This window comes from Streptomyces sp. NPDC006283, assembly GCF_040613325.1.
Lineage (GTDB): Bacteria > Actinomycetota > Actinomycetes > Streptomycetales > Streptomycetaceae > Streptomyces.
The window spans coordinates 14,572-28,907 of the sequence record NZ_JBEXRZ010000005.1 but is presented as its reverse complement, the minus strand read 5'-3'; the positions used below and the strand labels follow the sequence as shown (position 1 = coordinate 28,907).

The following is a 14,336-nucleotide window of genomic DNA, read 5'->3' as shown; positions in this document are numbered from 1 at the left end:
GGCTGGCGATCGTCCTCCGGCTCCGTCGGGGAGACCTCAGGGGGCGGCCGCTCGATAGCAAGGTGCTGGAGGATCCGTGGACCTGTCCCTGTCGACTCGCAATGTGTCCGGCCCTGGTGGCGACCGTACGGTCGTCGAGGTCGGTGGCGAGATTGATGTGTATACCGCGCCCAAGCTGCGCGAGCAGTTGGTCGAGTTGGTGAACGACGGCAGCTACCACCTGGTTGTCGACATGGAGGGCGTGGACTTCCTCGACTCCACCGGCCTCGGTGTGCTCGTGGGTGGCCTCAAGCGCGTCCGTGCGCACGAGGGCTCCCTGCGCCTGGTCTGCAACCAGGAGCGCATTCTCAAGATCTTCCGGATCACGGGTCTGACCAAGGTGTTCCCGATTCACACCACGGTCGACGAAGCCGTCGCCGCAACCGACTGACGGTCGGCCGGAGACTGCCGGAAGCAGAGAGGGGCACCGGGCACCCAGCCCGGGCCCCTGAGAGGCACGCCTGCCCGTACGTCCGAGGGGGACCGCATGGCCATCGTTGAGCTCCGCTTCAGCGCCCAGCCCGAGCACGTCAGGACGGCCCGATTGGTCGCCGCTGCCGTGGCTCGCCGGGCCGGGGTCGATGAGGCGGTGCTGGACGAGGTCCGCCTCGCCGTGGGCGAGGCCTGCAGCCGGGCCGTCGGGCTGCATCGCAGCCACGGCATCACGGCGCCCGTACGGGTGGTGTTGTCCGAGGAGGAGAAGACCTTCTCCATCGAGGTCGGAGACGAGGTGCCGATGTCGGGCGCCGGCTCCGCAGCAGTCTCCGGCAATGGTGGCGACGCGCCGGAGGACCTCGACGCGGACGCCGAGGACGAGATGGGTCTCGCCGTCATCAGCGGCCTCGTCGACGACGTGGAGGTCTCCTCCACCGAGGGCGGCGGGGTGATCCGGATGAGCTGGCCGTCGTCGGTGCTCACCGCGCCCTGAGCGGACCCGTGCGGACCGCTCCGGAGCGTGCCGGACCGGACAGTCTTGGGAGTCGGTGTCCCAGAGGTATCCCGCCGACGGACCCGGCCGCCCGCGAATTCGATCTTTTCATACTCTGATCATTTTGATGCAAAGAGGCCCTGTTGAGCAGGGCCTCTTTGTTATTTTCTAGATCATCGAACCGGCGTCAATGCCTTTGTCCCGTTACTGCTTTCGGGGGCGATTTCTTGGCGCGATCATTTGCTGAGTAGCAAGTCAAGGTCAATTACATTTACCGCGCCCTGTTTTGATCAGGTTCCGCTCCCTACAATCCGTCCACATCTTGAGCTCTGAACGTCAAGGAGGACGAATGGCGGGGCTCTTCACTCCAGAACTGATCGATCACCCCACTTCTCTCGCAGCCGCAGTACTCACGGATGACAACCGACTGATCGTGATTGTGATCGCGGTCGTCGCCCTGGCGGCGCTCGTCGTGGCCCAGCTCCTGGTGCGCCAGGTGCTGGGCGCAGGCGAGGGCACCGATTCCATGAAGAAGATCGCGGCGGCCGTACAGGAAGGTGCGAATGCCTATCTCGCTCGGCAGCTGCGCACGCTCGGCATCTTCGCCGTAGTGGTGTTCTTCCTGCTGATGCTGCTTCCGGCCGACGACTGGGCGCAGAGGGCCGGACGCTCGGTGTTCTTCCTGGTGGGTGCGCTTTTCTCGGCGGCCACCGGATACATCGGCATGCGTCTTGCCGTAAGGGCCAATGTGCGCGTGGCCGCTGCTGCGCGTGAGGCCACACCGGCGGAAGGCGAGCCGGAAAAGGACCTGACAGCCGTCGCGCACAAGGCAATGAAGATCGCTTTCCGTACGGGAGGCGTGGTCGGCATGTTCACGGTGGGCCTCGGCCTGCTCGGTGCCTCCTGCGTCGTGCTCGTCTACGCGGCGGACGCGCCGAAGGTGCTCGAGGGCTTCGGCCTCGGAGCGGCCCTCATCGCCATGTTCATGCGTGTCGGCGGGGGCATTTTCACCAAGGCGGCCGATGTCGGCGCCGACCTCGTCGGCAAGGTCGAGCAGGGCATCCCCGAGGACGACCCGCGCAACGCCGCCACCATCGCCGACAACGTGGGCGACAACGTCGGTGACTGCGCCGGCATGGCGGCCGACCTTTTCGAGTCCTACGCCGTGACCCTCGTCGCGGCCCTCATCCTCGGCATGGCGGCGTTCGGTGACGCCGGGCTCGCCTTCCCGCTCATCGTCCCGGCGATCGGCGTGGTCACCGCGATGATCGGCATCTTCGCGGTCGCCCCGCGGCGCGCCGACCGCAGTGGGATGACCGCGATCAACCGCGGCTTCTTCATCTCCGCGCTGATCTCGCTCGCGCTGGTGGCCATCGCTGCCTTCGTCTATCTGCCCGGTTCGTACGCCGAGTTGGACGGTGTCGGTGACGCCGCCGTCCAGGCGCACGACGGGGACCCGCGGGTCCTGGCGCTCGTCGCCGTCGCCATCGGCATCGTGCTGGCGGCGCTGATCCAGCAGCTGACCGGGTACTTCACGGAGACCAACCGGCGCCCCGTGCGGGACATCGGCAAGTCGTCGCTGACCGGTCCCGCCACCGTGGTCCTGGCCGGTATCTCCATCGGCCTCGAATCAGCCGTCTACACCGCTCTGTTGATCGGCCTCGGCGTGTACGGGGCCTTCCTGCTCGGCGGTACGTCGATCATGCTGGCGCTGTTCGCGGTGGCGCTGGCGGGCACGGGACTGCTCACCACCGTCGGCGTGATCGTGGCGATGGACACCTTCGGGCCGGTCTCCGACAACGCCCAGGGCATCGCCGAGATGTCCGGTGATGTCACCGGCGCCGGCGCCCAGGTCCTGACCGACCTGGACGCCGTGGGCAACACCACCAAGGCGATCACCAAGGGCATCGCGATCGCCACGGCCGTGCTCGCCGCCGCGGCGCTCTTCGGCTCGTACCGCGACGCCATCTCGACAGCGGCCGCCGAGGTGGGCGAGAAGCTGGGCGACAGCGCGCCGATGAACCTGGTGATGGACATCTCGCAGCCCAACAACCTGGTGGGCCTGGTGCTCGGCGCCGCGGTCGTCTTCCTCTTCTCCGGCCTGGCCATCAACGCCGTGTCCCGCTCTGCGGGTGCGGTGGTCTACGAGGTGCGGCGGCAGTTCCGCGATCACCCCGGGATCATGGATTACACGGAGAAGCCGGAGTACGGACGCGTCGTCGACATCTGCACCAAGGACGCGCTGCGGGAGTTGACCACACCGGGGCTGCTTGCCGTGATGACCCCCATCGCGGTCGGGTTCTCGCTCGGCGTCGGCGCTCTCGGTTCGTTCCTCGCGGGAGCGATCGGCACCGGCACCCTGATGGCCGTCTTCCTCGCCAACTCCGGAGGTGCGTGGGACAACGCCAAGAAGCTCGTCGAGGACGGTCACCACGGTGGCAAGGGCAGCGAGGCGCATTCCGCGACCGTCATCGGCGACACCGTGGGCGACCCGTTCAAGGACACCGCGGGCCCGGCCATCAACCCCCTGCTGAAGGTGATGAACCTGGTGGCGCTGCTCATCGCGCCCGCGGTCATCCAGTTCAGCTACGGAGACGATTCCAACGCGGGAGTGCGGGCAGTGATCGCGGTGCTGGCGATCCTCGTCATCGTCGGTTCCGTGTACATCTCGAAGCGGCGCGGCATCGCCGTCGACGACGAAGGCGGAACGGCTGAGCGCAACGCGAAGCCGGCCGATCCGGCGGTGGTTTCCTGACACACGATCAACGGACGGGCGGGCGGCGCACCTTGGTGCGTCGCCCGCCCGTCCGTGTGTGTTCCGGGGGCGCGGGTGAGCCTTGTCTCTCTTGGTGCAAATGGATTCAATACCCCATGAATGGGTCGTACGACACGCGGGTGTCGCCCAGTTGGCGTGTATGTTCCGGGGCCGAGAGCCTTGGAAGGGACCAATCCGGTGAACAAGAAGCTTGCAGCCGCACTGTCCGGCGGTGCGGTACTGGTGCTGGCGCTGTCGGGCTGCGGTGACGACGGCGAGGAGAAGGTGAACGCCTGGGCGAAGGAGGTCTGCGACCAGGCGCAGCCGCAGATCAAGAAGAGAGCCGACGCCCAGCAGACCATCATCTCGACGGCGGCGGACGGCAAACCCGCCGACATCCAGGCCGCCGACTCCAAGGCGTTCGCCGACATCGCCGCAGCGGACAAGGCGCTCGCCAAGGCGGTCAGGGACGCGGGCGTGCCGCCGGTCGAGAACGGGGAGAAGCTCCAGCAGGACGCGGTCAAGGAGCTCGACTCCACCGCTGCCGCCTACCTCGACCTGAAGAAGCAGGTCGACGACCTCGACCCGAAGAACCAGCAGAAGTTCGCGGACGGTCTGCAGACCGTGGCGGACGGGCTGAAGAAGATCGAGCGCATGGACCAGGCCGCTCTGGCGAAGCTGCAGTCCGGTGAGTTGGGCCAGGCCATGGCCAAGCAGCCCGGCTGCCAGCGGGCCAAGACGTCGAGCCCCGCCGGTGGTGCCTCCGCGTCCGACGGCAACGCCTGACCGGCTCCGGCGAGACCTGACCGGCGGGACGCTTCGCGAGCCCGAACGGCGCAAGCCGCAAGCCGCCGCCGGGCCGACGGGAAGGGCGTACGACCCCGGGCCGTGCGGCGATTGTCGGTAGCGGCGGCCACAATGGGCGGGTGAGTACGACCAGCCTTCCCCTGCCCGACCACTCGCCCCGGCTTCGCGAGGCGTTCCTCGCCGCCGCGTTCACCGCCGACGGGCTGCTCGACCTGCTCGGCGCGCCCGCCTATGCGGCGCTCGCCCGCAGCGAGACCGTGCCCGCCCTGCGCGCCACTCGCGGGGACAGCGCCCTGGAGGCGCTGGTGCGGCTGTTCCTGCTCCAGTGCGCCGTGCCCGCGGAGCGGGCGCGAGCCGCGCTGCCCCTGGAGGACTGCCTCGCCGACGGCTGGGTAATGCGCGACGGTGGCGACGTGCGGGCCGCTGTCGACGTCCGTCCCTACGGCGGGCCGGAGGGCCAGGACTGGTTCATCGTGTCCGACCTCGGATGTGCGGTCGGCGGAGCGGGCGGCGCGAGCGGTCGGGGCGAGGGGGTCGTTCTCGGCGTCGGCGGTGCCTCCACGACGCTCGCCGGAATCACGGTCCGTACGCCGGTGGACTCCGCGCTCGACCTGGGCACCGGCTCCGGCATCCAGGCGCTGCACGCCGCTCAGCACGCGACCCGCGTGACGGCCACCGATCCGAATCCGCGGGCCCTGCACTTCACCCGGCTCACGCTCGCCCTGTCCGGCGCGAGGGAGGCCGACCTGCGCGAGGGCTCGCTGTTCGAGCCCGTCGGCTCCGACACGTACGACCTGATCGTGTCGAACCCGCCGTTCGTCATCTCTCCCGGGGCCCGGCTGACCTACCGGGACGGCGGGATGAGCGGGGACGATCTGTGCCGCTCGCTCGTCCAGCAGGCGGGGGACAGGCTCAACGACGGGGGATACGCCCAGTTCCTCGCCAACTGGCTGCACGTGGAGGGTGAGGACTGGCAGGAGCGGCTGCGTTCCTGGGTGCCGCGCGGCTGTGACGCCTGGATCGTGCAGCGCGAGGTGCAGGACGTCACGCAGTACGCCGAGCTGTGGCTGCGCGACAGTGGTGACCATCGCGCCGATCCCGCGCAGTACGCCGCCCGGTACGACGCGTGGCTGGACGAGTTCGAGGCGCGCAAGGCCAAGGCCGTCGGCTTCGGGTGGATCACGCTGAGGAAGTCCGGGTCCGACCGCCCCTCGGTCGTCACGGAGGAATGGCCGCACCCCGTCGAGCAGCCGCTCGGGGTGAGCGTGCGGGCGTATTTCGAACGCCAGGAGTATCTGCGCTCGCGCGATGACGCGGCGTTGCTCGCCGACCACTTCGTGCTGGCCGACGAGGTCATGCAGGAGCAGGTCGGCCTGCCCGGCGCCGAGGACCCCGAGCACGTGGTCCTGCGTCAGAACCGAGGCATGCGTCGCGCCACCAAGGTGGACACGGTCGGCGCCGGCTTTTCGGGGGCGTGCGACGGCCGGCTGAGCGCCGGGCAGATTCTCGACGCCATCGCGCAGTTGATCGAGGAGGACCCGGTCCTGCTGCGTGACCGCACGCCGCAGGCCCTACGGCTCTTGGTGGAGGAGGGCTTCCTCGAGCCGGCCCCTCGTTGAGGGAACGGTGACGGGATTCGGCACCGAAATCCGGCCAATGTTCGATTTGCGACCCCCTTCCGGCGACCGCGCGGGTGAACCGTACGCGGCGTTCACTCGGAGTTCGTGCCGGCGACGCCCGGGGGTGCCAGCCTCGCCCTGCACGGGGACATCGGCACCAGGGAAGGCACGGGTACGGGCATGGAGAGCGGGCCTGCGATCTTCGCCGGAGCGGCATTCGCGCTGTTCGGGGGCGGGCTGCTGACATGGACCGGGATGCGCCTGATGCACCGCGAGCCCGTCGCCCACGGAGTGAGCCCCGCCACGGCCGTCGCTTTCGGGACGATCTTCGGCGCGGCGTTCCTCACCCTCGCGGTCTGGTGCTTCGGCCGCCTGTGACCCGATGACCGCGTGGTGACCTGCCGGGTCCGGGCGGCAGGAATGTCTGGAGTCGGGTTACCGTTCGAGTGGCCGTTGCGGGCTTTTGCCGTTTGACACGGGGGCGGGTTGTACCGTCACACTCCGCAGCGACAGCAGCGTCACGGCTGTACGGCGAGGCTTGGACCATCGCCTGCCGCACTGCCGTGAGTGCACACCGAGCGTCGAACCGGAGAGAAGAGCGAAGTTGTCCCCGACCAGCGAGACCGCACAGGGCGGCCGCCGACTCGTGATCGTCGAGTCGCCTGCCAAGGCGAAGACGATCAAGGGCTATCTCGGCCCCGGCTATGTCGTCGAGGCGAGCGTCGGGCACATCCGCGACCTGCCGAACGGCGCCGCCGAGGTGCCGGAGAAGTACACCGGTGAGGTGCGGCGTCTCGGCGTCGACGTCGAACACGACTTCCAGCCGATCTATGTCGTCAACGCGGACAAGAAGGCCCAGGTCAGGAAGCTCAAGGAGCAGCTCGCCGAATCCGACGAGCTCTACCTCGCAACCGATGAGGACCGCGAGGGCGAAGCCATCGCGTGGCACCTCCTCGAGGTCCTGAAGCCCAAGGTTCCCGTCCACCGCATGGTCTTCCACGAGATCACCAAGGACGCCATCCGTGACGCCGTCGCGAACCCGCGTGAGCTCAACAAGCGCATGGTCGACGCCCAGGAGACCCGCCGGATCCTCGACCGCCTCTACGGCTACGAGGTCTCGCCGGTCCTGTGGAAGAAGGTCATGCCGCGGCTGTCCGCCGGCCGTGTGCAGTCCGTCGCGACCCGGCTCGTCGTCGAGCGGGAGCGTGAGCGCATCGCGTTCCGCTCCGCCGAGTACTGGGACCTGACCGGCACGTTCTCGACCGGCCGGGCCGGGGACGCCTCCGACCCCTCCACCCTGACGGCCCGCCTGAACACGGTCGACGGGCAGCGCGTCGCCCAAGGCCGTGACTTCGGTTCCGACGGCCGGCTCAAGTCCGACCAGGTGCTCCACCTCGACGAGGCGAACGCCCGCTCCCTGGCCGCCGCGCTCGAGGGCGCCTCGTTCGCCGTCCGCTCGGTCGAGTCCAAGCCGTACCGCCGCTCGCCGTACGCGCCGTTCCGTACGACGACTCTGCAGCAGGAGGCGTCCCGCAAGCTCGGCTTCGGCGCCAAGGCGACCATGCAGGTCGCGCAGAAGCTGTACGAGAACGGCTTCATCACCTACATGCGTACGGACTCCACCACGCTGTCCGACACGGCCGTCGCGGCTGCCCGTGCGCAGGTCACGCAGCTCTACGGAGCCGATTACCTGCCCGACAAGCCGCGCACCTACGCCGGGAAGGTCAAGAACGCGCAGGAGGCGCACGAGGCGATCCGGCCGTCGGGCGATCGTTTCCGCACCCCCGCAGAGACCGGGCTGACCGGCGACCAGTTCCGGCTCTACGAGCTGATCTGGAAGCGGACCGTCGCCTCCCAGATGAAGGACGCGGTCGGAAACTCCGTCACCGTCAAGATCGGCGGCCGGGGCACCGACGGCCGTGACGCCGAATTCACCGCGTCCGGCAAGACGATCACCTTCCACGGCTTCATGAAGGCCTACGTCGAGGGCGCCGACGACCCGAACGCGGAACTCGACGACCGCGAGCGGCGCCTCCCGCAGGTGGCCGAGGGCGACGCGCTGTCCCCTCAGGAGATCTCGGTCGACGGCCACGCCACCAAGCCGCCGGCCCGCTACACCGAGGCCTCGCTGGTCAAGGAGCTCGAGGAGCGGGAGATCGGCCGCCCGTCGACGTACGCCTCGATCATCGGCACCATCCTCGACCGCGGCTACGTCTTCAAGAAGGGGACGGCACTCGTCCCGTCGTTCCTGTCCTTCGCCGTGGTCAACCTGCTGGAGAAGCACTTCGGCCGGCTCGTCGACTACGACTTCACCGCGCGCATGGAGGACGACCTCGACCGCATCGCGCGGGGTGAGGCGCAGGCCGTGCCGTGGCTGAAGCGGTTCTACTTCGGTGAGGGCGACGCCGCGGGCGTCGCCTCGGAGGCCGGCAACGGCGACGGCGACCACCTCGGCGGCCTCAAGGAACTGGTCACCGACCTGGGGGCCATCGACGCCCGGGAGATCTCCAGCTTCCCCGTGGGCAGCGGCATCGTCCTGCGCGTCGGCCGCTACGGGCCGTACGTCGAGCGTGGCGAGAAGGATGCGGAGGGCCACCAGCGGGCCGACGTTCCCGACGACCTCGCTCCCGACGAACTCACCGTCGAGTACGCGGAGGAACTGCTCGCCAAGCCGAGCGGCGACTTCGAGCTCGGCGCCGACCCGGTCACCGGCAACCAGATCATCGCCAAGGACGGGCGGTACGGCCCGTACGTCACCGAGGTACTGCCCGAGGGCACCCCGAAGACCGGCAAGAACGCGGTGAAGCCGCGTACCGCCTCGCTCTTCAAGAGCATGTCCCTGGACACGGTCACCCTCGAGGACGCGCTGAAGCTGATGTCCCTGCCGCGGGTGGTGGGCACCGACGCCGAGGGCGTCGAGATCACGGCGCAGAACGGCCGCTACGGCCCGTATCTGAAGAAGGGCACGGACTCGCGCTCCCTGGAGAACGAGGAGCAGCTCTTCGGCATCACGCTCGAAGAGGCGCTGGCGATCTACGCCCAGCCCAAGCAGCGTGGCCGCGCCGCCGCCAAGCCGCCCCTGAAGGAACTGGGCACGGACCCGGTCAGCGAGCGTCCGGTGGTCGTCAAGGACGGCCGCTTCGGTCCGTACGTGACGGACGGCGAGACGAACGCCACGCTGCGGACCGGCGACAGCGTGGACGACATCACGCCGGAGCGCGGTTACGAGCTGCTCGCCGAGAAGCGCGCCAAGGGACCTGCCAAGAAGACGGCGAAGAAGGCCCCGGCGAAGAAGACGGCGGCAAAGAAGACGGCGGCCAAGAAGACGGCAGCGAAGAAGACCGCTGCCAAGACGACCGCCGCGAAGAAGACGACGGCCAAGACCGCGGCGAAGAAGACGACCGCGAAGACGGCGGCGAAGAAGACGACCGCGTCGGCCGAGGAGTAGTCCCGGCCCCGGGGCCCGGGAACGGGCCTGCGGGACCGGTTGCACACGGGCGCTTTGCGGCAGGGGAACTTCACACCCTTGCCACAAAGCGCCCGTATGTTCGGACACCCCTCCGGGGAGCACTCCGCTCCGGATAGGCTGGCCGAATGACGCGAGCCGAGCAGCCAGCCGAGCAGCAGGCGGTCATGAGCACCGCTTCAGAGACTGCCTCAGACGCATCGGATTCCGACGCACTTGCCGCGGACTCACGTGAGCGGGCCGTGCGCTCCCTGCTGCGCCACCCACCGCTCCGGCGGCTGTGGAACGCACAGGTGATCGGCGGCATCGGCGACGCGCTCGCCGTTCTCGTGCTTCTGCTGCTGTCGTTGCAGGCGGCGGTGGAGTCGGGTTCGTTGGGGAGCGGATACCGCGGGGCGGCCTTCGCGGTCGCCGCCGTGTTCGGCGCCCGCGTCCTGGCCACCCTGCTCTTCGGGGCCGTGCTCCTCGGTCCGATGACGTCGCTCACGGCGCCGAACGGCCCGTTCGACCGGCGCTGGACCATGATCGGTGCCGACGGGGTGCGCCTGGCACTTCTTGTCGTCGCACCCCTGTGGATCGACTGGACGCCCGACAACGCGCTCGCGATGCTGCTCGTCACCGTCTTCTTGACCGGCGTCGCCGAGCGTTTCTGGACCGTCGCCCGCGAGGGTGCGGCACCGGCCCTGCTGCCCGCCCCGCCGCTGGAGGGCGCGGCGGTGCGGCCGCTTCCCGATCATCTCGACGCGCTGCGCAGGCTGTGGCTGCGTACCGGCTTCGCCGTGATTCCGGCCGCGGCCGCCGTGCTGCTCGTCAGCACACTCGTCGGCAACCTGCTGGGCTCCGGCATCGAGTGGTTCTCGCTGCACCAGGCGGCCCTCGGGTCCTACCTCGCGGCAGGTCTGTTCGCCGCGTCCGTCTCGACCCTGTACTTCGTGGAACTGCCCGGCTCACAGACGCCCAGGCCGCGTTCGCCGCTCGAGGGCCTGCGCAGGCCGTCCGCCGGGAACGGCCTGGACAAGGGCCGCACCGGCGCCATACCGCTCTTCGTCATCGCCTGCGCGGCGGTCACCGGCGCCATCGCCTCCGCTGCGGCCGTCGCCGTGCTGCACGCCGTCGACCTGAACGCCGGACCCGCGGCCTTCGCCCTGCTGATCCTCGCGCTCATCGGCGGCACGGGCGTCGGCATCCGCGGAGCCGGAGCCGTGCTGCCCTCGCTGTCCCGCCGCCGTCTGCTCGTCCTCGCGCTGGCCGTCACAGGGGTCGCGCTGCTCGCGATGGGCCTCGTGCCGGACACGGCCACCGTGCTGTTCATCGCGGCCGTAGCCGGTCTCGCGGCGGGTGTCGCCGCGAACACCGGCCACGCCCTCATCGACCAGGAGGCCGAGGACTTCCGGCGGCCCCGGATCACCTCGCACCTCCAGGCGGTCGTCCGCGTATCGATCGCGCTGGCCGCGGTCGCCGCCCCGCTCCTCGCCGCCGCGATCGGGCCGCACCGGCTCGCCAGCGGCGACTTCGTCTTCGCGCACGGCGGTGCGGCGTTCACACTGATGCTCGTCGGGGCGCTGCTGCTGCCGGTCGCCGCGATCGTCCTCGCCAAGACGGACGACCGGTCCGGTGTACCGCTGCGGCGTGACCTCGGCGACGCCCTGCGCGGCGGAGCCGATCCGGCGCAGACCCCGGCCGCGAACGGCTTCTTCATCGCCATCGAGGGCGGCGACGGCGCCGGCAAGTCCACCCAGGTCGAGGCCCTCGCCGCGTGGATCCGTGCCAAGGGGCACGAAGTGGTCGTCACCCGCGAGCCCGGTGCCACACCGGTCGGCAAGCGACTGCGCTCGATCCTGCTCGACGTGTCGAGCGCCGGACTGTCCAACCGTGCGGAGGCGCTGCTGTACGCGGCGGACCGCGCGGAGCACGTCGACTCGCTGATCCGCCCGGCGCTCGAACGCGGCGCCATCGTCATCTCCGACCGCTACATCGACTCGTCCGTGGCCTACCAAGGCGCCGGCCGCGACCTGTCGCCGACCGAGATCGCCAGGATCTCCCGGTGGGCGACGGGCGGTCTTGTACCGAACCTGACCGTGCTCCTCGACGTCTCGCCCGAGACCGCGCGGGAACGCTTCACGGAGGCCCCGGACCGTCTGGAGTCGGAGCCCGTGGAGTTCCACCAGCGAGTGCGCTCCGGCTTCCTGACGCTGGCGGCTGCCGACCCGGGCCGCTACCTGGTCGTGGACGCCGGCCAGGAGCCCGAGTCGGTCGCCACCGTCGTACGGCACCGGCTGGACCAGCTGCTGCCCCTGTCCGAAGCCGAGATCAAGGCCCAGGAGGAGGCGCGCAAGGCGGCCGAGGAGGAAGCCCGCCGCAAGGCCGAGGAAGAAGCCGCGCGCAAGGCCGAAGAGGAGCGCCTCGAGCGCGAGCGCCAGGAGCAGCTTGCCAGGCTCCGCGCCGAGGAGGAGGAGCGCAAGCGCCGCGAGCTGGAGGAGGCGTGGCAGCGCGAGGCCGAGCGGCAGGCCGAGGAGGCCAGGCAGCGCGCCGAGGAGGCACGCCGACGGGCCGAGGAGGAGCGGCTGCGCCGCGAGGCCGAGGAGAAGGCGCGTCAGGCGGAGCAGGAACGACTCCGCAAGCAGGCAGAGGAAGAGGCCCGGCTGCGCGCCGAGGCGGAGGAACGCCGCCTGGAGAAGCAGCGCAAGGCCGAAGAGGCACTGCTGCGCGCCGAGGAGGCCCGCCGGGCTGCGGCGGAGACGGCCGCGGCGTCCGCTGCCGCCGCGTCGGCGGCTTCCGCCTCCGAGATCACGGTGCCGACCCCGGTCGTGAAGCCGGACGACATCACGCAGGAAGTCCCGATGCCGGGCGGGTCGCACGACGCCACGAGCGTGCTCCCGAAGGTCCCGGACGAGGCCGAGACCACCATGCTGCCGCCGGTGCAGGGCGCCCGTGCGGCGGACGAGACGGCGGTCCTGCCTCCGGTACGGGACGCGGGGTCCGCCCCGGCGGACCGGGTGCCGCGGGGGATCTTCCGCGACGAGCGGGACGAGCGGGAGGAGCCGCGTCACGAGCGGCGCGGGACGGGCGAGAGCCGCACCGAGCGTACGGCGGAACTCCCGCAGGTCGACCCTGCTTCGGACCGTCGTCGCCGTCGCTCCGACTGGGCGGAGGAGACGCCGCTCGACGACCTGCCGACCCTGGCGGACGAGCTCCTCGGCCCGCACGAGGACGACGAGCGGGGCGACGGCCGGCGCGGCTGACACTCGGGGCGGCGCGGGTTCCCGGCGTGCCGGTCGTCGGTGACGGCCGGCACGGTGCGCCCGGTCCGGTCACTCGGCAGCGGCTTTGCGGGCCCTGCCGTGCCGGGCCCGTCGGGCTCAGGCGCGGCTCCGGGGAAGCACCGGGGAAGGCCGACGCGGGCCGCGCTGTCGGTGGCCTCCCCCACAATGGGAGACCGCAGCACGAAAGGGCGGTGACGGCACATGGCCGTGTGGGACGACCTGGTCGGCCAGGAGCGTGTGCAGGAGCAGCTGGCCGCCGCCGCTCGTGACGCCGACGCGCATGTCACCGCCCATGCACAGGGGGAGCCCGTTCCGGTCGCGTCGAAGATGACGCACGCGTGGCTGTTCACGGGGCCTCCGGGATCCGGCACGGTCACCGCCGCGCGTGCCTTCGCGGCGGCCCTGCAGTGCACCAGCCCGGACCGGGCCCTGGGCGGCGTGCCCGGGTGCGGTTTCTGCGACGGCTGCCACACAGCGTTGATCGGCACGCACGCCGACGTGAGCTCGATCGCCGCCGTGGGCACGCAGATCCTCGTCGACGACATGCGTGACACCGTCCGGAAGTCCTTCACCTCGCCGGCGAACGGGCGCTGGCAGGTGATTCTCGTCGAGGACGCCGAGCGACTGAACGAGAAGTCGGCCAACGCCGTCCTGAAGGCCGTCGAGGAACCGGCTCCCCGTACCGTCTGGCTCCTGTGCGCGCCGTCCATCGAGGACGTGCTGCCCACCATCCGGTCCCGCTGCCGCCACCTGACCCTCCGCACTCCTCCGGCCGCCGCCGTGGCCGACGTGCTGATCAGGAGGGACGGCATCGAGCCGGACCTCGCGACGTCCGTCGCCCGCGCGACACAGGGCCACATCGGCCGTGCGCGTCGGCTCGCCACCGACGAGCGGGCCCGGGCCCGACGAACCGCCGTCCTCAAGCTGCCCTTGCGCGTGGAGGACATCGGCGGCTGCCTCAAAGCTGCCCAGGAGCTGGTCGACGCGGCCGCCGAGGACGCCAAGCAGGTCTCCGACGACGTGGACGTCAAGGAGACCGACGACCTCAAGGCGGCTCTCGGCGCAGCCCCGGGCGGCCGGATGCCGCGGGGGACGGCCGGCGCGATGAAGGAACTGGAGGACAGGCAGAAGCGCCGCAAGACCAGGACGCAGCGCGACAGCCTGGACCTGGCCCTCACCGACCTGACCGCCTTCTACCGGGACGTGCTGGCGCTGCAGATGGGATCGCGGGTCGCGCTCGCCAACGACGACGTACGGGATTCGCTGGACCGCATCGCCCGCAGCTCCACGCCGGAGGCCACGCTGCGTCGCATAGAGGCGGTCGTCGCCTGCCGGGAGGCCCTGGAGCGCAACGTCGCGCCGCTGCTGGCGGTCGAGGCGATGACGGTCGCACTCCGGGCAGGCTGACGCATCCGGCGCGAGGGCGGCCATGATCGGGCTGCCCGGCTGACGCATACGG

Annotated in this window: 9 protein-coding genes; all 9 read left to right on the top strand. The window is 70.4% G+C overall.

Annotation, left to right across the window (positions count from 1 at the left end; translation table 11 throughout):
• Window positions 1-76: 76 nt before the first annotated feature.
• The 9 genes from ABZ070_RS02190 to ABZ070_RS02150 all read left to right on the top strand — a co-directional run bounded on the left by ABZ070_RS02190 (window position 77) and on the right by ABZ070_RS02150 (window position 14,284).
• The gene (locus tag ABZ070_RS02190) at window positions 77-430 is read left to right on the top strand and encodes an STAS domain-containing protein (protein WP_003967428.1); all 354 of its coding nucleotides are present in this window, start codon (window positions 77-79) and stop codon (window positions 428-430) included.
• Window positions 431-526: 96 nt separating this feature from the next.
• Complete coding sequence (locus ABZ070_RS02185) at window positions 527-967, top strand: ATP-binding protein (RefSeq protein ID WP_356628947.1); 441 nt, start codon at window positions 527-529, stop codon at window positions 965-967.
• A 349-nt stretch (window positions 968-1,316) separates the two neighbouring features.
• Window positions 1,317-3,722 carry a sodium-translocating pyrophosphatase gene (locus ABZ070_RS02180; protein WP_356629078.1) on the top strand — a complete coding sequence of 802 codons (2,406 nt, stop codon included), beginning with the start codon at window positions 1,317-1,319 and terminating at the stop codon, window positions 3,720-3,722.
• Between the two features lie 198 nt (window positions 3,723-3,920).
• Entirely contained in the window at window positions 3,921-4,508 is a 588-nt protein-coding gene (locus ABZ070_RS02175) for a small secreted protein (RefSeq protein WP_356628945.1), read from the top strand.
• 140 nt (window positions 4,509-4,648) lie between these two features.
• The gene (locus ABZ070_RS02170) at window positions 4,649-6,148 is read left to right on the top strand and encodes a methyltransferase (protein ID WP_356628943.1); all 1,500 of its coding nucleotides are present in this window, start codon (window positions 4,649-4,651) and stop codon (window positions 6,146-6,148) included.
• A 180-nt stretch (window positions 6,149-6,328) separates the two neighbouring features.
• The gene (locus ABZ070_RS02165) at window positions 6,329-6,526 is read left to right on the top strand and encodes a hypothetical protein (protein WP_356629076.1); all 198 of its coding nucleotides are present in this window, start codon (window positions 6,329-6,331) and stop codon (window positions 6,524-6,526) included.
• Between the two features lie 226 nt (window positions 6,527-6,752).
• Window positions 6,753-9,596 (top strand): type I DNA topoisomerase, encoded by a 2,844-nt coding sequence (gene topA, locus ABZ070_RS02160; RefSeq protein ID WP_356628941.1) that lies wholly within the window; start codon window positions 6,753-6,755, stop codon window positions 9,594-9,596.
• Window positions 9,597-9,742: 146 nt separating this feature from the next.
• Window positions 9,743-12,856 carry a dTMP kinase gene (gene tmk, locus ABZ070_RS02155; protein ID WP_356628939.1) on the top strand — a complete coding sequence of 1,038 codons (3,114 nt, stop codon included), beginning with the start codon at window positions 9,743-9,745 and terminating at the stop codon, window positions 12,854-12,856.
• Window positions 12,857-13,078: 222 nt separating this feature from the next.
• The gene (locus ABZ070_RS02150) at window positions 13,079-14,284 is read left to right on the top strand and encodes a DNA polymerase III subunit delta' (RefSeq protein WP_356628937.1); all 1,206 of its coding nucleotides are present in this window, start codon (window positions 13,079-13,081) and stop codon (window positions 14,282-14,284) included.
• Window positions 14,285-14,336: the final 52 nt, after the last annotated feature.